At 35.9% G+C, this 26,521-nt stretch carries 24 protein-coding genes; 16 read left to right on the top strand and 8 right to left on the bottom strand.

What is annotated here, in order from left to right:
- The first annotated feature begins 166 nt into the window (after positions 1-166).
- A complete protein-coding gene (gene treA, locus I5M32_RS04195; RefSeq protein ID WP_200584936.1) occupies positions 167-1,711 on the top strand; it encodes an alpha,alpha-trehalase TreA in 1,545 nt (514 codons plus the stop codon).
- Between the two features lie 3 nt (positions 1,712-1,714).
- Here treA and I5M32_RS04190 read toward each other — a convergent pair whose 3' ends face one another.
- The 4 genes from I5M32_RS04190 to I5M32_RS04175 are packed head-to-tail and all read right to left on the bottom strand — an operon-like array spanning position 1,715 to position 4,545.
- Entirely contained in the window at positions 1,715-2,326 is a 612-nt protein-coding gene (locus I5M32_RS04190) for an RDD family protein (RefSeq protein WP_200584935.1), read from the bottom strand.
- Entirely contained in the window at positions 2,327-3,286 is a 960-nt protein-coding gene (locus I5M32_RS04185) for a LiaI-LiaF-like domain-containing protein (RefSeq protein WP_200584934.1), read from the bottom strand. It abuts the gene before it with no gap.
- A 2-nt stretch (positions 3,287-3,288) separates the two neighbouring features.
- Complete coding sequence (locus I5M32_RS04180) at positions 3,289-3,822, bottom strand: PspC domain-containing protein (RefSeq protein WP_200584933.1); 534 nt, start codon at positions 3,820-3,822, stop codon at positions 3,289-3,291.
- Positions 3,823-3,843: 21 nt separating this feature from the next.
- Positions 3,844-4,545, bottom strand: coding sequence for an SDR family oxidoreductase (locus I5M32_RS04175; RefSeq protein WP_200584932.1), 702 nt, complete (start codon positions 4,543-4,545; stop codon positions 3,844-3,846).
- An 81-nt stretch (positions 4,546-4,626) separates the two neighbouring features.
- On the opposite strand from I5M32_RS04175, the gene I5M32_RS04170 reads away from it, so the two are divergent.
- From I5M32_RS04170 to I5M32_RS04155, 4 genes are all read left to right on the top strand, one after another.
- On the top strand, positions 4,627-5,361 hold the full coding sequence (locus I5M32_RS04170; RefSeq protein WP_200584931.1) for an MlaE family ABC transporter permease: 735 nt from the start codon (positions 4,627-4,629) through the stop codon (positions 5,359-5,361).
- Positions 5,358-6,107, top strand: a complete 750-nt coding sequence (locus I5M32_RS04165; RefSeq protein ID WP_200584930.1) for an ABC transporter ATP-binding protein — start codon at positions 5,358-5,360, stop codon at positions 6,105-6,107. Before I5M32_RS04170 ends, I5M32_RS04165 begins: the two co-directional genes overlap by 4 nt.
- 181 nt (positions 6,108-6,288) lie before the next feature.
- Positions 6,289-7,179 (top strand): class I SAM-dependent methyltransferase, encoded by an 891-nt coding sequence (locus I5M32_RS04160; protein ID WP_200584929.1) that lies wholly within the window; start codon positions 6,289-6,291, stop codon positions 7,177-7,179.
- Between the two features lie 62 nt (positions 7,180-7,241).
- A complete protein-coding gene (locus I5M32_RS04155) occupies positions 7,242-8,294 on the top strand; it encodes a hypothetical protein (protein WP_200584928.1) in 1,053 nt (350 codons plus the stop codon).
- 38 nt (positions 8,295-8,332) lie between these two features.
- Here the strand turns inward: I5M32_RS04155 and purU are convergent, their stop codons facing one another.
- Together purU and serS are read right to left on the bottom strand one after the other, a co-directional pair.
- Positions 8,333-9,160, bottom strand: a complete 828-nt coding sequence (gene purU, locus I5M32_RS04150) for a formyltetrahydrofolate deformylase (RefSeq protein ID WP_200584927.1) — start codon at positions 9,158-9,160, stop codon at positions 8,333-8,335.
- A gap of 13 nt (positions 9,161-9,173) precedes the next feature.
- Positions 9,174-10,445 (bottom strand): serine--tRNA ligase, encoded by a 1,272-nt coding sequence (gene serS / locus I5M32_RS04145; RefSeq protein WP_200584926.1) that lies wholly within the window; start codon positions 10,443-10,445, stop codon positions 9,174-9,176.
- An 88-nt stretch (positions 10,446-10,533) separates the two neighbouring features.
- Here serS and rsmI point away from each other — a divergent pair, with 88 nt between their 5' ends.
- The 11 genes from rsmI (at position 10,534) to I5M32_RS04090 (ending at position 23,001) form a co-directional block, all read left to right on the top strand.
- Positions 10,534-11,247, top strand: coding sequence for a 16S rRNA (cytidine(1402)-2'-O)-methyltransferase (gene rsmI, locus I5M32_RS04140; RefSeq protein ID WP_200584925.1), 714 nt, complete (start codon positions 10,534-10,536; stop codon positions 11,245-11,247).
- Positions 11,244-12,938 (top strand): apolipoprotein N-acyltransferase, encoded by a 1,695-nt coding sequence (gene lnt / locus I5M32_RS04135; RefSeq protein WP_200584924.1) that lies wholly within the window; start codon positions 11,244-11,246, stop codon positions 12,936-12,938. Before rsmI ends, lnt begins: the two co-directional genes overlap by 4 nt.
- Positions 12,939-13,438: 500 nt before the next feature.
- On the top strand, positions 13,439-13,882 hold the full coding sequence (gene rplM / locus I5M32_RS04130) for a 50S ribosomal protein L13 (RefSeq protein ID WP_200584923.1): 444 nt from the start codon (positions 13,439-13,441) through the stop codon (positions 13,880-13,882).
- An 18-nt stretch (positions 13,883-13,900) separates the two neighbouring features.
- Positions 13,901-14,287, top strand: a complete 387-nt coding sequence (gene rpsI / locus I5M32_RS04125) for a 30S ribosomal protein S9 (protein ID WP_200584922.1) — start codon at positions 13,901-13,903, stop codon at positions 14,285-14,287.
- Between the two features lie 18 nt (positions 14,288-14,305).
- On the top strand, positions 14,306-15,184 hold the full coding sequence (rpsB, locus tag I5M32_RS04120) for a 30S ribosomal protein S2 (protein WP_200584921.1): 879 nt from the start codon (positions 14,306-14,308) through the stop codon (positions 15,182-15,184).
- A gap of 141 nt (positions 15,185-15,325) precedes the next feature.
- Positions 15,326-16,165, top strand: coding sequence for a translation elongation factor Ts (gene tsf, locus I5M32_RS04115; RefSeq protein ID WP_200584920.1), 840 nt, complete (start codon positions 15,326-15,328; stop codon positions 16,163-16,165).
- 145 nt (positions 16,166-16,310) lie between these two features.
- The gene (locus I5M32_RS04110; RefSeq protein WP_200584919.1) at positions 16,311-16,799 is read left to right on the top strand and encodes an RNA polymerase sigma-70 factor; all 489 of its coding nucleotides are present in this window, start codon (positions 16,311-16,313) and stop codon (positions 16,797-16,799) included.
- Complete coding sequence (locus tag I5M32_RS04105) at positions 16,792-17,658, top strand: FecR family protein (protein WP_200584918.1); 867 nt, start codon at positions 16,792-16,794, stop codon at positions 17,656-17,658. The genes I5M32_RS04110 and I5M32_RS04105 overlap by 8 nt, the downstream gene beginning before the upstream one ends.
- Positions 17,606-20,164: a TonB-dependent receptor gene (locus tag I5M32_RS04100; protein ID WP_200584917.1), complete on the top strand. Its 2,559-nt coding sequence runs from the start codon at positions 17,606-17,608 to the stop codon at positions 20,162-20,164. The genes I5M32_RS04105 and I5M32_RS04100 overlap by 53 nt, the downstream gene beginning before the upstream one ends.
- Before the next feature lie 78 nt (positions 20,165-20,242).
- The gene (locus tag I5M32_RS04095; RefSeq protein ID WP_200584916.1) at positions 20,243-21,157 is read left to right on the top strand and encodes a PepSY-like domain-containing protein; all 915 of its coding nucleotides are present in this window, start codon (positions 20,243-20,245) and stop codon (positions 21,155-21,157) included.
- A gap of 140 nt (positions 21,158-21,297) precedes the next feature.
- Positions 21,298-23,001 (top strand): S41 family peptidase, encoded by a 1,704-nt coding sequence (locus tag I5M32_RS04090; RefSeq protein ID WP_200584915.1) that lies wholly within the window; start codon positions 21,298-21,300, stop codon positions 22,999-23,001.
- A gap of 57 nt (positions 23,002-23,058) precedes the next feature.
- Here the strand turns inward: I5M32_RS04090 and I5M32_RS04085 are convergent, their stop codons facing one another.
- Together I5M32_RS04085 and I5M32_RS04080 are read right to left on the bottom strand one after the other, a co-directional pair.
- Positions 23,059-24,993: a M56 family metallopeptidase gene (locus tag I5M32_RS04085; RefSeq protein WP_200584914.1), complete on the bottom strand. Its 1,935-nt coding sequence runs from the start codon at positions 24,991-24,993 to the stop codon at positions 23,059-23,061.
- 2 nt (positions 24,994-24,995) lie between these two features.
- Positions 24,996-25,373, bottom strand: a complete 378-nt coding sequence (locus I5M32_RS04080; RefSeq protein ID WP_200584913.1) for a BlaI/MecI/CopY family transcriptional regulator — start codon at positions 25,371-25,373, stop codon at positions 24,996-24,998.
- Positions 25,374-26,521 lie beyond the last annotated feature (1,148 nt).

Below are 26,521 nucleotides of genomic sequence, written 5' to 3'. Positions count from 1 at the left end.
AAATAAATTTGTACAAAAATACGGGTTTTATATGAAATAGTTTTTATTGAATGGTTTGGCCATAGTTAAAAGTATTCTATTGATGCAAAAATAAAATCATCATTTTAATTATTGGCTGTATTTGCTATATTAACATGGCTACACTTTTATTTTACCAATAAACACGATGAAAAATTTCTTGCTTTTTGTAATACTTTTTATTTCTTCCTGCATAACACAAAAATCACTTAAAACGCCAAGGGAGCAATATGGAAAACTTTTTGAGACCATCCAAACGCAAAGAGTATTCCCTGATAATAAGACCTTTGTGGATGCGGTTTCCAAATTAAAACCAGAGGAAATTTTGAGAGCCTATAAGAAGCAAAGCACCGATAAGGATTTTAATCTAAAGGCTTTTGCCAATGAGTATTTTGAGTTGCCTAGTGCCAATCATAAAAAATTTGTTACTCAAAATGAGAATATTAGAAAGCACATAGATACTTTATGGACCGTTTTGCAGCGTAAAGCTGATGTTTCACAAATGGGCAGTTTAATTCCACTACCGCACCCATACATTGTACCGGGCGGTAGGTTTAGAGAAGTATATTATTGGGATTCGTATTTTACGATGCTGGGGCTTAAGCAAAGCAGGAAGATTGAAACTATCCAAGATATGATAGATAATTTTGCTTATTTAATAGATAGATTTGGTTTTGTCCCGAACGGAAACAGGACTTATTATTTAACAAGGTCACAACCCCCATTTTTTAGCTTGATGATCGATCTGCTTGCACAAGCAAAGGGTGATGAAATTTATATCAAATATCAACCTCAGCTCATCAAAGAATATCAATTTTGGATGCATGGGAAAAACGAGCTAGATCAAATGGAGGCTGCGCATAATTTGGTAAAATTAGGAAAAGATACTTTTCTAAACCGTTATTGGGATGAAAGCGACCAGCCAAGGGAAGAATCTTATGATGAAGATATAGCGGCGGCAAAGCTTAGTTCTATGCCCAATGAAGAATTTTACAGAAACGTAAGGGCGGCGGCAGAGTCTGGTTGGGATTTTAGTTCTAGATGGTTTGCTGACGGCGAAAATTTAAAAACTATAGAAACAACAAACATTGTTCCCGTGGATCTTAACTGTTTACTTTATTTTATGGAGCAAACCATCGCAAGGTCTTTTTCTTTGCAGAACGATGTGAAAAATGCGAATATTTATCGGGCTTACGCCGATGAAAGGAAAAATGCCATCATAAGGTACTGTTGGAATGACAAAAACGGATGGTTTCTGGATTATGATTACAAATTAAAAGAACAAACAGGCTCTCTTAGTTTAGCGGGTGTGTTTCCTTTATTTTTTAAGATAGCCGATCTGTATCAGGCAAATAAGGTTGCTTTTATGATACAGCAAAAATTTTTAAAACCCGGCGGTTTGGTTACAACACTTAAAAACACCAACCAACAATGGGACTCACCAAACGGTTGGGCACCATTGCAATACATAGCTATTAAAGGTTTAAGAAATTACAAATTGAATGTTTTGGGTGATACAATTGCAAAAAGGTGGATCTACTTAAACAAAAGGGTGTTTAAACAAACCGGAAAGCTAATGGAAAAATATAATGTTGTAGATCTAAAACTTGGAGCAGGCGGTGGCGAGTACCCACTGCAAGATGGGTTTGGATGGACAAATGGGGTTTTACTAGAATTAATGAATAATAATTGAACGTTAAATTAACCTATCCTTGATCACTAAAGTATCAGCCATTTTATCATGTAAGGTTTGTTGCTGTTTGTTTAAAAAAAGATAAAAATATCCAAAAAAGAACAAAATAGTGCTTATGGATTTGGCAATATTTCTCACAAAAACTTCTGAAAATGTGGGTTTTAGTCCCTTTAGATCAGTTACTTTAATATTCATCATTTTTTTTCCGAAGGTTGCTTGTTGATCATGCTCCATATAGATATGATAAAAGAACTTAAGGATTGGCAAAAGTATAAAGCCCCCAATTATGGTAATCAATGATGTTGCCCTATTGTTGAAATATAAAGCAATCATCAACTCTAAAAAAGCAAGCATGCCAAAAATGATAAACCAATCTATTGCGTTTGCCAGCATCCTTAAATCAAAGCCCGCAAAATATTGTGGTGCGGTATGCTGTTCTGCGAAACCCAACAAGGCCCTTAGCTCTGGGAATTCATGGGCTTCTTTATAATCATCCATTCCTGGTTTTCGCACAAAAGAATTGGGCGAAATTTGGTTCTCTTTTAATTCTGCTAATGAAAATGGCCCTTGTGGTTTACCGTTTATTACAAGTGTGTAAATTTTTTGGTCGTCCATTTAATATCTGTTAACCTCAAAATTGCTTAAACCGCCTTTTAAGGTTATATGGATTTTCTGAGCCGCAGTTTTAAAATTGGGCGATTCATAGCTGCCATCATCCATTTTTATAAAACCTTTAAAAGTTTTAGAAGATAAACCACTAGAAACCAATATTTTACATCCTGCCGTTGTGGGTATTTGTATATTCACATCTGCCAAGCCTGTTTCTGCCGATAAATTTACATCATTGTATAAATTGCCTAATTTAACATCAAACTCTGCAGCGCCCCCCTTTAAAGAAATATTGTGGACTTTGTTTTGCGAAAAATCAAAATCGGCTTTGCCAGCGCCCATTTTTAGGTTAACATCCCATAATGGTTGGGTATTGATCTTCATCTTAACTTTTCCATATTCATCATCTTTAAAATTAAAGGAGCCGTCATTCTTTTTTGATCTAAATTCTAAAACCGCGGTAGAATCCGTATCGGTCCTTTTAAGAAAATATCTTGTTATAGATTCTTTAACCCTAGATTCAAACAATCTATCGTTACCGTTTTCTATTTGGAAGGCACTTGCCCCTCCGTAAATGTTTAAGGTTGCGTTTTTTATCTTCGCATCAAAATCTTCTGAGTAATTAGAAACGTTATCGGTACGCCCTGGATCATGGCTATCGTCCCAATCATTACCATCGCGATCAGAAAAAACCCAGCCAATATGGTTACGGTTTTTTCCCCCGTCATTTAAACCTTCATAACATATAAAAGCAAGGGCGGCAACCGTTATTACCACCATTGCAATTACGCTTATCTTTGAGCTTGACCTCGCAAAGATGATGTTTACTCCGCTGATGATTAACAGTAAAGGCCAAAAGCGCCAAATATGGCCCCAACTAAAATCAATAACATTAAAATTCTCTAACAGGAATATGCCTCCAACAAACACGAAGATAATTCCCCAAAATATTTTATCCGCTTTCATAATTATAAATTTGTATTGTTTTCTGGGTCTGTGTCTGATTTATCTGTTTTTGTTTCTTGATCTGCAGCACCGCTTCCCAAATCTGGCCCATCAATAGGGCTTCTATGGGTGTTTTTAAATAAAATGCTTAAACCAATTACCACAAAAACCAATGGCCAAAGTTTGCTTATCTTAAACCAATAAGGGAGAAGATCAAACTCGTTCATTAAGAAATAAAAACCAAAGCCTATTAACAGCAAGCCTACCAATAAGCCCATGTTTTGGTTTCTTTTTGGCTTAAACGTAGAACCGAAATTTTCTTTAAAAGGCTCATCGGGGTTAACCCTATAATCAGTATAGCTAAAAGGAGAGATTTTATCTTCGGGTACGGCTATCCAAAGTATGAGATAGACCCAAATACCGCCTCCGCCAAAAAAAGCAGCAAGGGCAAAAGCTATCCTTACCCATGTTACATCTAGCTCAAAGTATTTTGCCAATCCTGCGGCAACGCCGGCAACCATATTATCGGTGGTGTCTCTTTTTAATTTCTTTTCCATTTTATGTTTCTTTAAAATTGCCTAAACCTGTCCGTGAATGGGTTTTATTACCACTTGGTCCACGTTGGCACCCTTACTCATTTTTATAATTTGAGAGATGGTATGTGCAACGTCTTCTGGTTGTATAAACTCATCTTTAGATATGGAAGTGCCTTGCCATGAATTGGTTAAGGTAGATCCAGGTAAAATTGCGGTTACCTTAACATCATGTTCCATCATTTCTGCTCTCATTATGTTATTAAGACTTAGCATGGCCGCTTTTGTTACACAATAAGATCCTGCATTTGCAATTGTTTCTATACTGGCAACAGAGCAAATGTTAAAAATGTAACCAAAACCCCTCTCTTTCATTAAAGGAGCCAATTTTTTATATAAATAGTAAGGGGCATAAACATTGGTTTTCATGTGGAGGTCTAAATTGCTTTCGTCTTCATCCAAAATAAAGCTGGGTTTAAAAACACCTACCGAATTTATTAGGGCATCAATTTTTTTTAAGTGTAGCAAGGCTTCATCGGCGAAGGCCAAAACCTCATTTTTTATGGCACAATCGATCGCTTTTATAAACACTTTTATATGCGGATGGGCCTTGTGTAATTCTGTTTTAAACTTTTCAAGCTCATGTGGGTCCCTTGCGCATATTGCTAAATTATGACCCTCTGCCGCCATATTTAATGCAATGGCCTTACCTATCCCTTTTGTTGCCCCTGTAATTAATATATTCATGTTGTTAAATTAAAAAATCCTTTCAATTTAGGTTTAATAATTGCAATTGATAAAAAACGTTATTTTTACAAAAAATTCTATATGGTATTTCACTACTTCGGCAAATATATATTATTGATACAAGCGGTATTTAGAAAGCCCGAAAAGTTTAGTATCTATAAAAATGAGATCTTTAGGGAAATGGTTTCCATTGGGCTGGGCTCTTTAGGTATCATTAGCATTATTTCTGTATTTATTGGGGCCGTTACTACGGTTCAAACCGCTTTTCAGCTTACTAGTGATCTAATCCCCAAATCTATTATTGGCGGCATCACAAGAGATTCTACTATTTTAGAGTTGAGCCCAACAATATGCTCTTTAGTTTTAGCGGGCAAGGTAGGCAGTAGCATTGCCTCTCAAATTGGTACTATGAGGGTTACAGAGCAAATTGATGCCCTTGAGATCATGGGCATAAACGCCCCGGGATATTTGATTTTACCAAAATTATTGGGAGGGATCATAATGATACCTATGTTGGTTGTGGTAGCCATTGCCCTGAGTATAATGGGAGGATATTTAGCTGGTTCTGCTTCTGGGGCCGTAACTTCCCAAGAATTTATACAGGGTTTAACCACAGATTTTATTCCGTTTACTTTGGCCGTTGCCATGATAAAAGCCTTGGTGTTTGCTTTCATAATCACTACTGTTTCTGCCTATCAGGGCTATTATACAGATGGCGGTGCCATTGAGGTGGGCAATTCTAGTACCAAGGCAGTGGTAATCAGTTGCATTGCCATATTAATTTCAGATTACGTAATTGCACAACTCTTGTTATGATTGAGGTTAAAGATGTATTTAAAAGCTTTGGGGATAACGAAGTATTAAAAGGGATAACAGCAGATTTTAAGCCCGGCGTAACCTCCCTGATTATTGGGAGCTCTGGATCTGGTAAAACCACGTTAATGAAAAACATGGTAGGCTTGCATGAGCCTAATTCTGGGAAGGTTTTTTACGATGGCAGGGATTTTACCTCTATGGATACAGAAGAAAGGATCGATATCAGGAAAGAAATCGGGATGCTGTTTCAGGGCTCTGCCCTTTTTGATTCTATGACGGTTGAAAAAAATATCCGCTTCCCTTTGGATATGTTCACCGATCAAAGCAAAGCAGAAAAACTGGATCGTGTAAATTTTGTTCTAGAACGAGTAAACCTGGCTGGTAAAAATCATCTATACCCTGCAGAACTATCTGGGGGGATGATGAAAAGGGTCGGTATAGCTAGGGCGATAGCGATGCGGCCAAAATATTTGTTTTGTGACGAGCCTAACTCGGGCCTAGACCCAAAAAGCTCTATTATGATAGATGAGCTGGTTGCAGAGATCACAAAAGAATATGAAATTACAACGGTTATAGTAACACACGATATGAATTCTGTAATGGGAATTGGCGAACATATTCTTTTTTTGCACCAAGGAGAAAAATGGTGGGAAGGATCAAAAGATGAAATTACTTCTACCGATAATAAAGAGCTTAACGAATTTGTTTTTGCCACAAAATTGATGGAAACTTTGTTGAAGAAGTAGATTATTAGTTCATTAACATTCGCAATTACAACAAGGAAAGTTCATTAGGCATTGGTTAAGTAGCATTTGTTTTATTGAAGAAATACATTCATAAGTTTTAAAGTCAAATCTATACATTCAACCTCAACAAAAATTTTTCATTCAATCATTCAAAATTCACTCACTCTATCATTAAATACGCATGCAGCCAAACATACAATCTTTAAGCCCGCAAAATTGGAAAGATTACGAATTGATAGATTGTGGGGGTTTTGAAAAACTAGAGCGTTTTGGCGAATTGATCTTAGTAAGACCAGAGCCACAGGCAGTTTGGAATAAACTTTTGCCAGAAAGCGAATGGCAAAAAATGCACCACATAAAGTTTAAGGGCAAATCTGCAACAAGTGGAGAATGGGTTAAGAAAAACCCCAACATTCCGGATCGTTGGCATATCCAATATAAAAACGATGATGTTGCCATAAAATTTAGATTGGCCTTAACATCGTTTAAACACGTTGGGATTTTTCCAGAACAAGCTGTAAACTGGGATTTTATATCCTCCAAAATAAAAGCCTTCAAAAACCCTAATCCAAAGGTTCTAAATCTTTTTGCTTACACGGGTGGCGCATCTTTAATTGCTAAAGCGGCGGGAGCTGATACTACCCACGTAGATTCTATAAAACAAGTGGTAAGTTGGGCAAATGAGAACCAAGACATTTCTGATTTAAAGGATATTAGGTGGGTGGTAGAAGATGCTTTAAAATTTGTACAAAGAGAACTAAAACGCGGGAAAACCTATAATGGCATTATTTTAGATCCGCCAGCTTATGGCCATGGCCCAAAAGGAGAAAAATGGAAGCTAGAGGATTTGATCAAAGAGATGATGCGTGATGTTGTGCAGCTTTTAGACCCACAAGAACATTTTTTGATCCTAAATACCTATTCATTAGGGTTTTCTTCTATCATAGTAGAGAATTTAATCAAAGGTGCCCACCCAGAAGTGCAGAATTTAAACATTGGCGAATTGTATCTGAAAGCCCGAAGTGGCGTTAATTTGCCCTTAGGTGTTTTTGGGAAATTTAGCACTGTCTAATTGTTGAAATCTTTTTGTTCATACCATTTTTCTTAACTCTAATTTTGTGAAAATTTAATTGAATGGATCTATCTAAAAAAATATTTTTAGTGCCACAGCTCATATTTGCAGCTTATATTTTTTCGTCATGCTCTGGTACAGACGGGAAAACGGCCAACACAACATCCCTAGCGGATACCACAAAGAAAGAACAACAAACCATTGTTAAGGAAAGTCTTTATAAACCGGTAGATTCTGCCAAATATTTTCGACTTCAAAAATACCTGGCAAACGGGGATACAACCGGGAAGTGGCCTGTTAAGGATGATATTTTGCCAATAAATGGTGCTATTTTACCTTTTAACAGGATCATTGCTTACTATGGCAACCTTTACGTAAAAAAAATGGGGCCTTTAGGAAGGTATGAGCCTAAAGAGATGTGGAGGAAATTGGACGAAGAGGTAGCCAAATGGAACAAAGCCGATACGGTAATAAAATCTATCCCTGCCTTGCACTACATCGCTACCGTAGCGAGTGGCACTCCCGGAAAAGATGGTTTCTACATCAATAGAATGCCAGATAGCCAGATAGATTCTGTATTAAAAATAGCCAAGATGTACAATCATAATGCTATCGTTTTTTTAGATGTACAAGTGGCTTTAAGCAAGTTAAAAGATGAGTTGCCACGATTAGAAAAATATTTAAAAATGCCAAATGTTCACTTAGGGATCGATCCAGAGTTCTCTATGAAATCTGGTAAAAAACCAGGTTCTCAAATTGGTGTTTATGATGCTGCAGATATTAACTATGCTTCTAACTTTTTAGTAAAATTAGTGAAAGATAATAACCTGCCATGCAAAATATTGATAGTGCATCGTTTCACGCAGAAAATGGTAACTAATTATAAAGATATTAAGTTACACAAAGAGGTACAACTGGTAATGCACATGGATGGGTTTGGCCCCCCAGAGTTAAAGAAAGGCACCTATCGTCATTATTTATATAGTGAGCCAGTGCAGTTTGTAGGGTTCAAATTGTTCTACATCAACGATATTGCCCAAGCACCCAACCATTTAATGACTCCGGAAGAGTTGTTAAAATTGACACCGAAACCAATATACATCCAATTTCAATAAAGAGATTTTAAAGGGAGTTGCCAAAAATAGCTCCCTTTTTAGTCAAACACCACTGTTTTATTATCGAAAACAAAAACGCGATCTTCAAATACGGCCTGTATCGCTTTGCTTAAAACAGCCGATTCTATTTCTTTCCCCGCTTTTACCATATCTTTTGTGCCAAACGTATGGTTTACGGTAATGGTTTGCTGGGTAATTATCGGGCCCTCATCAAGCTGGTTGGTTACAAAATGCGCAGTTGCACCAATTAGTTTTACGCCACGCTCAAAAGCTTGTTTATAGGGGCTTGCGCCGATAAAAGCCGGTAAAAAAGAATGATGGATATTGATGATCTGATTAGGGAAACAACCAATGAATGCCGGTGATAAGATCCGCATGAATTTAGCTAAGATCAGGTAATCTAATTCATTGTTTTCTATGATTGATTTTAACTCGTTTTCAAACTGCTCTTTAGTTTTATCTTGATGAGGAACATAATGGAAAGGGACATCAAACCTATCACAAAGATCTTTAAGATCGGGATGATTGCCAATTACGCATTGTAATGATGCACCTAAGGTTTGATAATGGTTACGTACCAAAATATCGCTTAAACAATGGTGCTCTTTTGTAACCAATAAAATAACTTTTTTATTTGGATTAGGGTTTACCTTAACAGAAGCGTTATTTGGTAAAACGCCTTTTAGGGCTTTTTGAAGAGAATCTACATCATCAAAAGTGGTAACTTCTAACCTTGCAAAAAATTCGTTACCCAAGGTATCAACAAACTCCCTCATAGAAATAATGTTGAGCTTAAAATTTGCCAATACCTTAGATATTTCGGCAACTAAGCCTACCTTATCTTTACATTGAATAACTATTACCATCGTTATTTAAAAACTATCCAATAAAATTAAACCCGGTATAGGCCACCAAACATTCTGGGACTTTAATGCCGTCTTCAGTTTGATAATTCTCTAATATAGAAGCTAAGATACGAGGCAACGCCAAGGCACTTCCGTTTAAAGTATGCGGCAATTGTGTTTTACCTTCCTTGCCTTTATAACGTAATTTTAACCGGTTACTTTGAAAAGTCTCAAAGTTAGAGACCGATGAAACCTCTAGCCAACGTTCTTGTGCCGCACTGTAAACTTCCATATCATAAGTTAGGGCAGAGGTAAAGCCCATATCCCCACCGCATAACCTAAGCACACGGTATTGCAAACCTAGTTTCTGCAATAAACTTTGTACATGCAAACTCATCTGCTCTAAAACCTCATAAGATTCCTCGGGATGCACCACTTGTACTATCTCTACTTTGTCAAATTGGTGCAAACGGTTTAAACCACGAACGTGAGCGCCATAAGAACCTGCTTCACGCCTAAAACAAGGTGTATAACCACAATTTTTTATGGGTAATTCTTCTTCTTTTAAAATAACATCGCGGTATAAATTGGTAACTGGCACCTCTGCCGTCGGGATTAAATATAAATTATCTAACCCAACATGGTACATTTGCCCTTCTTTATCTGGTAATTGCCCGGTCCCAAAACCAGAAGCTTCATTTACCATTAATGGAACCATCATTTCATCGTAACCCGCCTTCTCTGCCTCGGCCAAAAAGAAATTGATCAGCGCCCTTTGCATTTTTGCACCTTTTCCTTTATAAACAGGGAAACCAGCTCCCGTAATCTTAACTCCCAATTCAAAATCTATCAAATTATATTTTGCCGCCAATTCCCAATGGGGCAAAGCGCTAGCAGGTAATTCTGGTTTTGTTCCGTTTGATAAAACAACTTCGTTTTCTTCTGGGGTTTTACCCTTAGGCACACTTTTATGGGGCAAGTTTGGTAATTGCACCAGTTTTTGATGCAATTCATGTTCTATGGTTGCCAATTGCTCTTGCAATGGTTTAATATCTTCTTTTGATTTTGATGTTTCTGCTTTTATAGCTTCCGCTTCGTCTCTTTTGCCATTGCGCATCAACTCTCCAATTTGTTTTGCGGCAGCATTTCCTTTGGCCAAAAGTTCATCTGCTTGCAATTGAGTGCTTTTTCTTTGATCATCTAAATAGATAACTTCATCAACCAATTCTGGCTGATTGAAATTTCTTACGCTTAAACGTTCTAAAACTTCCTCTTTATTTTCGCGGATATAACTAACTTGCAGCATCTTTTTAAATTTTATGCAAATATAGTATTGCGTATTTAGAATAGCGTATGGCAATAATCAGAATTTAAAAAAATATTAAATTGATTTAATGAGCGGCAAACTTTATCTAGTTCCTACTCCTATCGGTAATTTAGAAGATATTACTTTAAGGGCTTTGCGGATATTAAAAGAGGTAGATTTAATTTTGGCAGAAGATACCAGAACATCCGCACCCATGCTCAAGCATTTCGAGATTGATAAAAAAGTTTTTGCCCATCACCAACATAATGAGCATAAGGCAGTTGCCGAAATTGTTAAGTTTTTGAAAGACGGGCAAAATATTGCGCTGATTTCTGACGCTGGTACCCCAGCAATTTCTGATCCGGGCTTTTTATTGGTTCGTGAGGTTTTAAAGCATGATCTAGCCATTGAATGTTTGCCAGGCGCTACCGCATTTGTGCCCGCATTGGTAAACTCTGGCTTACCTAATGATCGCTTTACTTTTGAAGGATTTTTGCCCGTAAAAAAAGGTAGGCAAACCCGATTAAAAGAATTGATTTACGAGAATAGAACCATGATTTTTTATGAATCTCCTCATCGTTTATTAAAAACTTTAGAAGAACTGATAACGGTTTTTGGCGCAGAAAGGCAAGCTTCCATTTCTAGGGAATTAACCAAGATGTTCGAAGAAAATGTACGGGGATCTTTAAGCGAACTAAAAACGCATTTTGAAGAGAATATCTTAAAAGGAGAATTTGTACTGGTAATTGCCGGAAATACAGAAACCGCTCCAAAAAAAGACGATAAATATTATAAAAGATGAAACGACAAATTTGGTTAGCCCTTTTAACCGCATTTTTACTTTGGTTGGCCTGGCCGCCCATCCCGTTTACCGCACCAATTTTGTTGATCGCTTTTTTCCCTTTGATGATTGCGCTGCAAGAAATTGAAGAATCTAATCTAAAAAACAAAGGGCGTAAAATTTTCTTAATTGCAGGTCTAGCATTTTTGATATGGAACACGGCTTCCATTTATTGGGTCTTTAATTCCTTAAATGCAGTAATGCCTACTTTTATTGCCTGCTTATTATCCTTGATACCATTTGGTTTAGGCGCATTATTAATGACTTTTAGCTTCTGGCTTTACCGTAAAGTTGCGAGAAACGCCACGCCGCTTCTTGCCGATATAAGCTTAATCGGTTTTTGGGTAAGTTATGAATACTTACATCAAACATGGGACCTAAAATTCCCTTGGATGACTTTAGGAAACGGTTTTGCTACAAGCCCACAATTGATACAATGGTATGAATATACAGGTGTTTACGGTGGTACTTTTTGGATATTGGTTTCTAATATTTTATTGTTTAGGATTTGGGTTTTATTAAAGGCAGAAGGTAAAAGGCGACATTCTGAAAACTTAGGAAAAAAACAAATAGAAGGCGAAAGGCTTAAGGCACAAGGTGCAATGCGAACAATCAAAGGTTTATCCTTTGCTTTGGCAGTTTGGGTTATATTGCCCATAGGTTTATCTATTTTGGTTTATAGCACTTATCAAGAAGAAATAAACCCATCAGATATAGTGGTGGTACAACCCAATATTGACCCTTATGGTAAAAACCATACCTATACAGAAGCAGAGCAACTGGCAAAACTCATAAAACTAAGTAAAAAAAAGGCACAAATAAATACAGAGTTTTTTATCTGGCCAGAAACAGCAATTACCGGTTATAAAGATGAAACAGATTTCAGGAACACAAAATCTTTTAAAACCATACAAGTTTTTTTGGATAGTTTTAAAAACGCCACAGTAATTACAGGCGCAGAAACGTATCTTACCTATCAAGATCAAAAGACCTTATCTGCAAGATACGTGAAAGAGAACAACCTTTGGTATGATAGTTTTAATACCGCGGTTGCTATCGAAAACTCTCCAAAATTACAGTTTTATCATAAATCTAAACTGGTCCCAGGTGTAGAGAAAATGCCTTTCCCAGAAGTTTTATCTATCCTTAACCCATTATTCGAGAAATTTGGGGGCACAACAGGTGGTTATGGCCAACAAAAAGAGCCAAGTAATCTTTACGCTTCAAGCGGAATTGGCGTTGTTCCAGCAGTTTGTTACGAGTCTATTTGGGGAGATTGGATAGCAGGATCTGTATATAAAGGAGCACAATTTATAGCAGTGATCACAAACGATGGTTGGTGGGGAAATACATCTGGAAAAGACCAACATTTAGATTATGCCAGGTTAAGGGCTATCGAGAACAGGCGTTGGGTTGCCAGATCTGCAAATACTGGTATTTCTGCATTTATTAACGAAAGGGGCGATATAGTACAGCAAACTGTTTGGTGGCATGATGCGGTGATCAAACAAGATATAAACCTGAATTCTGAAATTACTTTTTACACCGCACACCCAGATTGGGTTGTTTATCCTTTTTTGTTAATTAGCTGCCTGGGGTTTTTATTCTTGATTGTAATGAGGTTTAAAAATAAGAGCGTTGCCGCAGAATAATAGCCTGTTTAAATTTACGCCGTGAAATTTTATTTTTTTTTGGGGCTTAGCAAGGCAAATCTAGTAATGATAGGCTAAAGCTATTTCTAAAAATTAATGTAGTTGTAATTAAATATGCCAGACCGATTTTTGGGTTCAAGAATAAACAGGCTCACAAATAAATTTTAAATATTTCTTTGCGATGATTTATAGGTAGGCTTAAAACATAGGTTATCGATATTCTTGTTAGCCGTCTCAGAACAACTATGCCTAAGTATTGTGCGATGCCCCTTTTCTTCGCCCTACCTTTGCGATAGCCTGTTGGGAGGTGGCAAAGGAAACGCCTAAACCATTAATTCAAAAGTTGGGCTCCAGCTAAAACAAAAAAACCATTTTTTTAGAGCAAAAAAACACTTATCAAAAATAATGGCCCAACCCTTTGATATATAAATTGATAGTTCTATCTTTGCAGTCCCCAAAAATGGGGATTTTATATAATTAATCATTTTAAATTAAAGCAAGTGAATACGTTAAGTTACAAAACTGTCTCTGCAAATAATAAAACCGTTGACAAACAATGGGTTGTTGTTGACGCTGAAGGAGAGATTTTGGGGCGCTTGTCTTCTAACATCGCAAAAGTGATCAGAGGAAAAAACAAGCCATCGTTTACCCCACACGTAGACTGCGGCGATAATGTTATCGTTATCAATGCAGACAAGGTTAAATTGACAGGAGACAAAATGTCTGACAAGGTTTATGTTAGATATACTGGTTATCCAGGTGGTCAGCGTTTCATAACTCCAAAAGAGTTGATGGCAAAGCATCCTACTCGTATCATCGAGAAGGCTGTACGTGGTATGTTGCCTAAAAATAGGTTGGGAAGAGCAATCTTCAAAAACCTGTATATCTATGCAGGTAACGAGCATCCACATGTTGCACAAAACCCTAAAGAAATTAAATTTTAAATTTAAAGGAGAAAAGAAATGTCAGTTACTAATACTTCTGGAAGAAGAAAAACTGCTGTTGCCCGTATCTACTTAAAAGATGGCAACGGCGCAATTACCGTAAACGGTAAAGATTATACAACATATTTCCCAACTTTGCCATTACAGTACATCGTAAACCAAGCCTTTATTGTTGCCGAGGTTACGGGACAGTATGATGTAAAAGTAAATGTTGCCGGTGGTGGTGTTAAAGGGCAAGCCGAGGCTGTTCGTTTAGCTATTGCTAAGGCTATTGTTGAATTAGACGCAATTAGGAAACCTTCTCTTAGGGCCAAGGGTTTAATGACGCGTGATAACCGTATGGTTGAGCGTAAGAAACCAGGTAGAGCTAAAGCAAGAAAGAAATTCCAATTCAGTAAACGTTAAAATTCGGAGGACAAGACAATGGCAAGAACAACTTATCAGGACTTATTGGATGCAGGTGTACACTTTGGTCACCTTACCCGCAAATGGAATCCGAAAATGGCTCAATATATTTTTATGGAGCGTAACGGAATCCACATAATAGACTTAAACAAAACTTTAACAAGAGTTGAAGAAGCAGCTTCTGCTATCAAACAAATTGTTAAGAGTGGCCGTAAAGTATTATTTGTTTCTACAAAGAAACAAGCTAAAGACATCGTTGCAGAATATGCAAAATCTGTAAATATGCCCTTCGTAACCGAAAGATGGTTAGGTGGTATGTTAACCAACTTTGCTACCGTAAGAAAGTCTATCAAGAAGATGACAAACATCGATAAGATGACTAAAGACGGTACTTACGATGTGCTTTCTAAGAAAGAAAAACTGATGATCCAGCGTGAGCGTATTAAATTAGAAACCCTTTTAGGAGGTATTGCTGATCTAAACCGTTTACCAGCTGCTTTGTTTTTAATAGATGTTAAGAAAGAGCATATCGCTGTAACCGAGGCTTTAAAGTTAAATATCCCTACTTTTGCAATGGTGGATACTAACTCAGATCCTTCTAGCATAGATTTCCCTATCCCATCTAATGATGATGCTACAAAATCTATTTCTTTAATTACAGGTATCATCATTGATGCGATTAAAGAAGGTTTAGAAGAACGCAAGCAAGAAAAAGATGCCGAAAGCGATAAAGAAGCTGCTGCAGAAAAAGCAAAAGTTGATGCGCCAGAAGCAAAAACAGAAAAAGCACCTTCAGAAAGTGGCAAAAGAACCCGTAAAGGCGCTGACGCTGCTGAGCCTGTAGCTACTAAAGAAACTACAAAAGAGGTTGCCGCTGAAGAGGCAAAAGGAGAGTAATGCCCCTCGTTCTCTGCCAGCTGGCAGAGATGAATTATGGTGGCTCTGCTATCTTAAAAAAATAATACACAAAATATTCACGCCCAGTTCTCTCCTCTGCCAGCTGGCAGAGGAGTTGGAGGGGGCTAAAACTTTTATAAAATGTCTACAGTACAAATTTCTGCAGCAGATGTAAATAAACTTCGTCAGCAAACTGGCGCAGGTATGATGGATTGCAAAAAAGCTTTAACAGAAGCAAATGGCGATTTTGAAGCTGCAATTGACTATTTACGTAAAAAAGGCGCTAAAGTAGCGGCCTCACGTTCTGATAGAGACTCTAACGAAGGAGTGGTTATCGCTAAAACTACCGCTGATGGTAAAAAAGGTATCGTTGTTGAAGTAAACTGCGAAACTGACTTTGTTGCTAAAAATGCTGATTTTGTTGCCTTTGCACAAGCTATTGCTGATAAAGCTGTTGAAAGCGGCGTTTCTTCTATCCAAGAACTAACTGCTTTAGAATTAGATGGCGCAAAAATTTCTGACTTAATTATTGATCAAACTGGTAAGATCGGCGAGAAAATAGGTGTTTCTAAATTTGAAACCATATCTGCCGATAAAGTAATTGCTTATATCCACGGAAATTACCGTTTAGCAGTTTTGGTGGGTTTTAACCAAAATGTTGCCGGATTAGATGAAGCTGGTAAAGATGTTGCCATGCAAATTGCTGCGATGAGCCCAGTTGGGGTTGATAAAGCCGATGTTGATACACGTATCATCGAAAAAGAAATGGAAATTGCCAAAGAGCAAATTAGAGCAGAGGGCAAACCAGAAGAAATGGTAGAGAAAATTGCTGCTGGTAAATTGAATAAATTCTACAAAGAACAAACGCTATTGAACCAAGAATTTGTTAAAGATTCTTCCAAAGATATCCGTAAATTCTTGGATGAAACCTCTAAAGGTTTAACCGTTACTGCTTTTAAAAGAGTTGTTTTGGGAGCATAACTTAGATTAAGGAAGCAAGAATAAAGATATCTTGCGATCAGTATAAAAATCCTCATCTTTTTAGATGGGGATTTTTTTGTTTATAAAGAATTAGGGTAATCGTTTCCTAAATCGGTATATTGTTATACGCGTAATATTAATTTAATTGAAAAAAGAAGATTTCAAGTTTTTGTTCGATACTTATTTTGATGCTATAAAGAATTATATATTCTATAGGGTGGGAGATATTGATATAGCTACCGATATAGCACAGGATGTATTTGTTAGGGTTTGGGAAAAACAAATGCAGCTAGATCTAAAGAACGCTAAGTACCTACTATATAAAATTGCAAAGGATATGTTGGTGAGCAAATACAGAAAATTTGAGGTTGAGGCAAAATACAACAACAGGATGCAGCTAGAGCTTACCGAACTTGTGGTAGATAACCATTATGATTACAAGCAACTGCAAAACAGCTATCAACAAGCATTGGTACAGTTACCAGAAAAACAAAGAACTGTTTTTATGATGAGCAGGATGGAAGAATTAAAATACACCGAAATTGCCGAAAGGCTAGATATAAGCATTAAGACGGTAGAAAAAAGAATGTCTAATGCGTTATCTTATTTAAGAAAGGCATTAAAATATGGATAGTTTAAACGATAAGGATTTTAACCAAGATCCTTTGGACTTGATAAAAAAGCTTAAACCAATGGAATCTAGAAAGAGCAAACAAGAGGTTTGGGCAGAATTGGAATTGATGCTTCAAAAGCCAGCAAAAAAAACAGGAAATGTAATTTCTATCTTTGCCAAAAAATGGCAGATAGCGGCGAGCATAGTTTTATTGGTTGCCGCCTGCTTTCTCGGCACAAAATTTTATAGCAAAACCGTAAAGGCATCCCCTGGTAAACAAGAGATTGCCGTTTTGCCCGATGGTTCTACGGTACATCTTAACTCAAAATCTGAGATAGCTTATAACCCTATCTGGTGGGCTTATAACAGAGAAGTACATTTAACAGGTGAAGCGTTTTTTAAAGTACAAAAAGGCAAAAAATTTACGGTAATATCTCCAATTGGCACTACCACCGTTGTGGGTACAAGTTTCAATATCTTTGCAAGGGATAATGATTATGAAGTAACTTGTTTAACTGGAAAAGTTAAGGTGGTATCCTTAAAAACAAATGAAAAAGTTTTGATAACTCCCAACCAGATGGTTAAGTTTTCTAATACTGGTAATATTCAATTAAATTTAGCCGTTAATGCTAAATTAGCAACTGCTTGGGCCTTTGGTAAATTTGTATTTACCCAAGTACCCATAGATAAAGTTCTTAGGGAAATCTCATTACGGTACGGGGTTGTTATAAAAGACCTAAGTAACTCTAAAGAGTTGTACACCGGGGATTTTAACAAAGAAAAAAACATAGAACTGGCATTAAACCTAGTTTGCAAACCTTTTGGACTTGAATATAAAAAATTACCCTCTGGCGCATATCTTATACAAAAGGCACCTTAAATTTAGGTTAATCTATTTTACGGTATTTTTTATCTTCATCAACAAACAACATGTTTTTTCTCAACAGAAGGTAACCATAAACGCAAATAATATTGGTTTAAACAAAGTATTAACAAACCTTAGGGATTCTTATGCTTTTAATGTTTCTTTTAATGATGATAAACTGAGCACCTTCAATATCAGTTTAAAGAAAGAATTTAATACGCCAGAAAAGGCGCTCAAATACCTTTTAAAAGGTTTGCCCCTAAAGGTTGAAGTGATAAACAACGTTTTCGTTATCAGTGACCTAAAAGTTGATAGACCTATAAACTATATCCTGAGCGGCAATATTTCTGATGCCCAAACCAATGAAACCCTGCCCCTATCCACTATTGTTATTAATGGGTTGTCTTTAATCTCCGATCAAAAGGGAAATTTCTCTTTCTCTTCTAAAACAGATAGTATATTTAGCATCCAAATTGTTTATTTAGGCTATTTAAAGCTTGATACAATAGTTGATGCAAAAAATTATTTAGCCATAAAGCTTAAAAAAAGCAATATCCAACTATCAGAAGTAGTTTTAAGTTCTTTTTATAAAAACCCAGAAAGTAATACCTTTTACAGTGCGGGCAATCTAAGGATCAATCATAATATCAGTGAAAATTTACCGGGCGGCGGCGATAACTCTGTTTATAATATTTTGCGTTTACAACCGGGTATTTTGGCATCTGGCGATCAATCTAATGATTTATTGATATGGGGCAGTTACCAAGGACAAACTAAAATCTCTTTTGATGGCTTTACGATATTTGGATTGCGAAACTTTAACGATAACATAGGCGCTGTTAACCCATTAATTGCCAAAGACCTCAACGTACAAAAAGGAGGTTACGGCGTAGCCCAAGGAGACAGGGTTGGTGGGGTTGTAGATATCGTCGGGATAGAAGGAAATACCACCAGGCCTAATCTTAAAATCGGTTTGGATAACCTTACCTTAAACGGCGTTGCTAGCACACCTCTTTTTAAAAACACCGCTCTAGTAATCGCCGCTAGGCAAACTTATTACAACGTTTACGATCCGTATAAGCTAGGGTTTAATTCTCCAAATAAAAGAAAGCAAAATAATGTGAGCGATTATAATGTAATACCTGATTATAATTTTAATGATTTAAACATAAAATTTTCTGGCAAATCTTTAAAAGGAGATAACTATTATATCAGTTTATTTAATGGTTCTGATGATTTTTCATCGATATTTAATACCACCCAAGGCAGGTTTAAGATTGATGGAGGCGATAAGGAAAGAAACAATCAATACGGTGCAACGGCCAATTATGGTAAAATTTGGGGCAAAGGATCAATATCTACCATAACTGTTTCATCCTCTGGCTTAAAAAGCAATAGAAACAATAATGTTTTGATAGATTATCTAAACAATGATCAAAATTACAATACCATTTCAGAGTTGTTTAACAACAACATAAAAGAGCAGAGCATAAAATTTACCCATTTATTACCAACGGTTAAAAATTATAGCTTTTTGTTTGGCGCAGGTTTTATAAACAACAACACACTTTTAACCCAAGATTCTGTAAATAGCCGAAAGTTGAACGAAGCAAACGGCATTAACAGGTTTTATTCTTTTGTAGAAAATAATTATTTTATTATCCCTAAGATCAAAATAACCCCTGGCTTAAGGATAGATTATGCAGAAGGCTTAAACAAAACATACCTTCAACCAAGGTTGGCAGCCCAATATCAGGTTGATGATCAATTTAAACTTTCTGCTGCTTGGGGTATTTACAACCAATTTATAGCCTATACCGAAACCGTTGATGAACAAGGCAACTTAAATTATAATTGGGCGGTTTGCGATGATAGAAAAGTGCCTGTATATGATGCTCAACATTGGGTTTTAGGTGCTAATTATCAAAAGAACAATTGGTGGCTAAATGGTGATTGCTATTATAAAACCACATCTGGGCTTACAAAATACATCAGAACAAAAAACAGTACAGCAAATTTGGTGGGTGATGGGAAAGCCATTGGTTTAGACATCTTGATTAAAAAGAATTATAGGGGCAGCACCGCTTGGATAGCCTATACTTTAAGTAAAACCACAGAAAGGTATCCAATAAAAACAAAAAGAGGCACAATAAACGATCAATATCAAAGGGCCCCACAAGATCAAAGACATGAGGTAAAATTTGCCGGGATAGTAAATTTATCGCCATTTTACTTTTCTGCCAATTATGTTTTTGGTTCTGGTTTTCCAAGTACAAACCCAAGCGATAATAAGAAGGATAACTTTTTGCCTTATAACAGGTTTGATACGGCATTAAATTATAAGTTTTCTAAAAAGAAATATTGCTTAGAAACCGGAGTATCTATTTTAAATTTATTTAATACCCAAAACCTTAAAATAAATAATTTACAGAGGATCCCAACAGAACAAACCAATACTTTAAATATTTATAATCAGACGGTTCCGTTTACGCCAACTTTATTTTTAAGTATTTCTTTATAAAAATTAGGGTACATAACACCTTTTGCGGTTTAAGTTTAAATAGCAGTTACGCTTAATATTAATTTAAACCCCATTAAAATGAAAACACAAATCAAAAAAAACTTTCTTTTATTAGCATTTGTAGCCTTGGCTTTTACGGCATGTAAAAAGGCAGAAGATGCCACTAATTCTGATAATGCTATAACACAGAACGGGGCTGTTGCCATTGCAGCCACTGAAAGTATAGTTGGGAACCTAAATGCTGTTAAAGACTCTGTTTATGCAGTTGGGGCTTGTTTAAGAGACCATAGAAGAACCGCTGTTAAGGCGGCCGATTTACCTTTGGCAATTACCAATTACTTAAACGCTAATTATGCCGGTTATGCTTTTATAAAAGCATTTAGTACAAATCTGTTAGGTAATGCAACTATTGATAGCTATGTAGTTGGCATCATTTATAACGGAAAACCCGTAGCGGTTAAATTTGGGGCAGACGGCTCTTTCTTAAAAGTTCTAGAATTACGTGAAGGGATAGATCTAAGGTTTAACAGAGATCATCACGATGGGGGATGCTTTGATGATAGGGACGGAAAGCAAAGAGATAGTTTGGCAATCGCAAATTTGACCCAAAACATCAAAGCTTATATGAGTTCCAACTATCCATCAGACACCTTAAAAGCAGCATGGTTAACAAAAGACCTTAGTATTATATTGATAAGTAAGAATGTTACTTTTTTTGCAAATATCTTTAAACTAGATGGCACTTTTATTACAAGAAATGCTATCCCAACCAGGGTAGGGGCAGATAAACAAATCCAACAAAGCGAACTGCCCGTAAGCATCCTCTCTTATTTAAACACGGCCTATCCAAATTATGTATTTAAGAAGGCTTTTTCATCAACCCAAAATGGATCTGTTAAAGCATATCTAGTAATTGTTGATGCAAATTTGACCAAATACGCCATACTATTTGATAGTAACGGAGTATTGATCAGTGCTAAATCAATAAGATAATTTAAAGCAGCACAATAAAACCTCGGTTAGATAAGATGGGCGATAATGCCCGTCTTTTTTGGTTTATAGAGATTTTAAATGTGGTAACATTTATTAAAAAACTCCGTTCAAATTTGTAATTTTAGAAACATTTTATAGCTATGGGGATTTTTAAAAATAATATTAGAGCAAGCCTGAGCATTGGTTTAATCGCTTTTGCGGCACTCACATTTTCATTTAAAGACGATCTTTTTCAAATATCCAAAAACCTAGATATTTTTGCGTCTGTTTATAAAGAGTTAAATATCAACTATGTAGATGAATTAAGCTCGGCTAAGTTGATGCGCAATGGTATTGATGCCATGCTAGATAATTTAGATCCCTACACAGAATTTGTCCCAGAATCTGAGATAGAGGATTATAAAATGAAATATGTGAGCACACAATATGGAGGGATCGGTGCGGGTGTAATCCATAGAAATGGAAGGATTTTTATTTCTGATCCATTTGAAGGTTATCCTGCCCAAAAGGCAGATATAAGGGCAGGAGATGAGGTAATCTCTATCGATAATGAAAAAGTGCTGAATAAAAGCAATGAACAAATTAGCCAACTCTTAAAAGGCCCAAAAGAAACTCCGCTTAAAATAGTGGTTTTAAGGGATGGAAAAACGATAGAGAAAGTTTTGAACAGGGCAGAGATCAATCAACCTAATGTGAGTTATTTTGGTATGATAGATGGCAACATCGGCTATATCAAATTAGATAAATTCTTGGAAAATTCTGGTCAGGAAGTAAGGGATGCGCTAACCAACATCAACAAAAATAATCCAAAAGGCGTAGTATTAGATTTACGTTATAACGGAGGCGGCATATTACAAGAGGCGGTAAAAATTGTAAATCTTTTTGTTGATCGTGATGTGGAAGTGGTGGTACAAAAAGGCAAAAATCCCGAAAAGACAATTTCCTATAAAACTTATATCAATCCATTGGATCCAAAAATCCCTTTGGTTGTTTTGGTTAACAGTCGTTCTGCTTCTGCGTCTGAAATTGTTGCAGGCTCTTTACAAGATCTAGATAGGGCGGTTATTATTGGGCAACGCAGTTTTGGGAAAGGGCTGGTACAACAAACCTTTAATTTGCCATATAACAGTTTGGTTAAAATTACCGTAGCAAAATATTATACGCCTTCTGGCAGGTGCATACAAGCTTTAGATTATTCTCATAGAAATGAAGATGGCTCGGTAGATAAAGTCCCTGATTCTTTGTTAACTGTTTATAAAACCAAGATTGGTCGTTCTGTATATAACGGAAGCGGGATTTATCCAGATGTATATGTAGACCCCTATAAATATCATGAAATTACCCAGGTTTTGGTTAACAAATATTTCATTTTTGATTACGCAACCGCATTTGTAAAAACACATCCATCTATTGCGCCCGCCAAAGATTTTAGGCTAAGCGATGCCGAATACCAAAACTTTGTTTCTTATTTGGATGGGAAGGATTATAATTATGAAACACCAACCGAACAAACCTTGGGTAGCTTAAAAGATGATGCCATCAATGATAAAAAATGGGAACAAATTAAAACCGAATACGAGAGTTTAAAAACTAAGATTTCTGGCGGTAAAAAGAACGATTTAACCGAGTTTAAACCAGAGATCAAACGTGTTTTAGAAAGCGAGATCGTACAACGTTACTACTTTGAAAAGGGCAAGGCGCAGCAAGCTTTCCAGTACGATCTAGAGCTTAAAAAAGCTAAGGATTTATTGTTTGATAATTCTTTGATGGCTGCTGTTTTAAAGGGAGACGGAAATTATAACACAATTGGTAAACCTGGGCAAATAAGTGCGCAAATAAAATAAACTAAAACAAAAAAAGGCGGGCTTAAAACCCAACTTTTTAGTTTACACTTTAACTTATCATTTCTTTTTTGTTGTAATTTCAATTACTCCGTTTATACCTTTATCGCCATATTTTTTGATGGCACTTTCTCCTTTAAGCACATTCATAGATTCTATATCTCCAGGTTTTATTAGGTCATTTAATGGTTTTGTACTTCTATCAATCTCAACGCCATCAATTACCATTAACACTTTTCTATCTAATATAGCATCAATACTTTCCCTGTTTTTTTGAATTTGCTCAGGAGTTAAATTCTTTTTAACTGAATTTAATGAACCAGGATTCATCTGAAAGAAAATTGGAACAGTATAACTTACTCTTACTTTCTCTCCATTTTGCACCCCAGGGTTCCATTTTGGGGATATTGCCAAAACTCTAACTGCTTCTTCATCACAGCCTCCTCCTATGCCCCTAGCTATTTTTATATCGTTTAAGCTACCGTCTTTTTCTACCACAAATTGGCAATAAACCCTTCCTTCTATTTTGGCATCTCTTGCTTTTTGAGGATATTTCAAATTATCTCCCAAAAATTTTCCAAAAGCGACAAGCCCCCCAGGGAAACTTGGTAAAACCTCTACATTTTGGTAAATTTCATCTTGTTCTTTTGCTGTGCCTCTAACTTTTACTTCATTAATCTGAGTATTTTTTTCTTTTGCAAATGCAGTAACAACCAATTCGCCTATATAATTTTTTATAATGCCTAATTCATTGGTATTATCTAAGGCTTTAATATCACTGCCTTCTAAAACATAATTTATGAAAATAGTATAAGTGCCAGCTTCTACATTTAGCTTCTCTGGGTATGAATATACAGCTTTCATACTTTCTTGTCCTAGGGAATTATCATTCATGGTTTTTGCAACCACCCCATCTATTTTCCCACCATTTTTAACGTTAAATTCTACTGCTACCTTACCCGCCAATTTACTCTCTTTTGCCTCTGTTGGGTATTTTAAGTTTTGTGCCAAATATTTTTTAAAAGCAATAAAATCTCCTTCTTTATTGATTTTTAACTCATTTTTTGTGGGTTTAGATACTAAATCTATCATTGCTTTCGGCGCAATAATTTCAGAAATATCTTGCTTTGGCTTTACCGTTGTTGCAATTTTATCAATGGTTTTGTTCTCGCTAATTTTAGCCGATGATAAAATAATGGCCAATAAAAATAACGGAACAGAAAGTCCGTATTTTAAAATGGCGGTTTTTCTTGATTTAGGTTTTTGTAACATTTTGATCCTCCTTTTTAATAATGATTGGTTAAAAAAATTGTTGGTTAGTTGTTTTGGGTTTAACCCAAAATTCTTACTGAACAGAAGCATGGCATATTCGCTTTTGCTTTCGCTCATTTTTACGGCCGCCTCATCTGCTATAAACTCATGGATATGTTTGATGGATTTTTTATACAGATAACAAATCGGATTAAACCAATTGAACACGCTCAAAAGCTCGAAAAAAATAACATCTGCAGAATGCAATTGCTTTGCATGGATTAATTCATGTTTCTCAATTTGGGCTTGGTGAGGTAGTGCAGGGTTAATATTTATTTTTTTGAAGAAAGAGAACGCTTCTAAAATATGTTCAGATTTTAACAGTTTGCTTAACTTAACCAATCTAATTATCAACCTCACAATAAGAAAAAAAACAATAGCTAAATAGGCAAGGGTTAAATAATCACCAACAACCCAAGTATTATCTTTTGCTATTGGGCTTGCAAAACCTTGCATCACCACTACATTAACATTTGCCCAACTGGTTTGTACTTTATCTGTAATAAACAAAACTTTAACCCAATTTGCCCTTAACAAAGGAGTAATGATTGCAAAAAAAGCAGAGCCAACCAAATAAGTTCTATTTAGGTTAAAAAATGTTTCATTCTTTAATAAGAGCAAATAAAAGCCATAAAACAATATCAAGTAGAGGTTGATCTGTATCAAGTAATTAGCCCAATTCATAATTATTTGTTTTTAAGTTTCTCGATCATTTTCAAAATTTCATCTGCTTCTGCCAAATCAATTTTCTCTTTTTTAACAAAGTAAGAGAACATACTTTCTACCGAGTTTTCAAAATAGCCACTCATCAGCTTCTCTGTGGCAAAACTCTTATATTCTTCTTTGCTTACAATTGGGTAATACTGATGGCTTTTGCCAAAAGCAACGTGATCAATAAAACCTTTGGTCTCCAAAATCCTGATAAATGTAGATACCGTATTGTATGCTGGTTTTGGCTCGGGCAATTGATCAATTACTTCTTTTACAAAAGCTTTCTCTAAATCCCAAAGCACTTGCATCAATTGCTCCTCTGCTTTGGTTAGTTCTTTTATCTCTTTATCCATCTTTTTAAATTTTTATGATAATCAAATGTAAAACTAATATTTTAGTTTTACAACTATTTATTTAGTTTTTTATTATCCTTATTTATTTTGGTTAGGGATAGAATCGGCATCCTTTTTCTCTTGTCATCACGAGGGTTAATATATTTCATACAAAACAATATGAAATAGAGTTAAAACTCATGATTTATCAACAATAAATAGGGCTGTCGCCTCGATCTGATTCTAAGGCTTTATACTTCGGTTAAGTTGCTTTGCCTATCAGAGGATTTCCTAATCACAAAACGGTTCTGCTTTTAATAGTTGATTATGAAAAATGCCAATGTTGTCTGAGTCGAAGGATAAGACAAAAAAAGATATAATGGAAATAGCATTAAATGCCAAAAAACTATATTTATGAAAAGTAGTTTTCTAACACAAGTTAATTGGCAAAATCTATGTTAATTAAACATCGGTAAACCGAAGGCATTTCTCAAAACAACTACACTATATCATTAGCGTTAAGCAGACCCTTTTGTTTCCCTTGGTTTTTTCGTCCACCGCTATAAAACCAGCAAAGCCATAATAAGCCCACCCTTAACCGTTAAACTCAGTAATAATAGCTATGCTGATATCTAAAAATGGCGACTTGAGAAAGAAAATTATCTGTCTCACTATAATATTCCACCCTTTATTTTAATTTTTACCAACAATTGCGATTCAATTTTTAGTTTTAACAAATAGTTAGCCTAGGGCTTTTCGAGTAATGTTAACCAACAAACGCATCAGTACCAGTTCTTTTAAAAGAAAATTTTTAAAGTTTTCAACCACATTATCAGCAGCTTATACAAATACCAAAAAATATAATAAATCTTCTATTGCATAACAGAAAAATTAACCACACCTTTGCACTCCGCAAACGCAAGGATTGCGGTTATTTTGAAAACAAAAGATAATTAAAAATAAAAGCCAAATAAATTTGGAGTAATAAAAAAAGATTATCATCTTTGCAGCCCCAACGGGGGTAAAGGCAAGCAGAGCGATTCTGAAGCCTAATTAAAAAGATAGAGAATGAGAAGCGAAAGCTAATCAGACCATATAAAAAGCCCTGGCCGAGAGGTTACGGGGCGATAAGTTCTTTAGAGAGATACCAAGCAGCGGGCCGGAGGGAT

It is taken from the genome of Pedobacter segetis, assembly GCF_016623585.1.
In the GTDB taxonomy this organism is placed as follows: domain Bacteria; phylum Bacteroidota; class Bacteroidia; order Sphingobacteriales; family Sphingobacteriaceae; genus Pseudopedobacter; species Pseudopedobacter segetis.
Note: the sequence above shows the minus strand (reverse complement) of the source record. Positions and strands in the feature narration are given on the sequence as shown.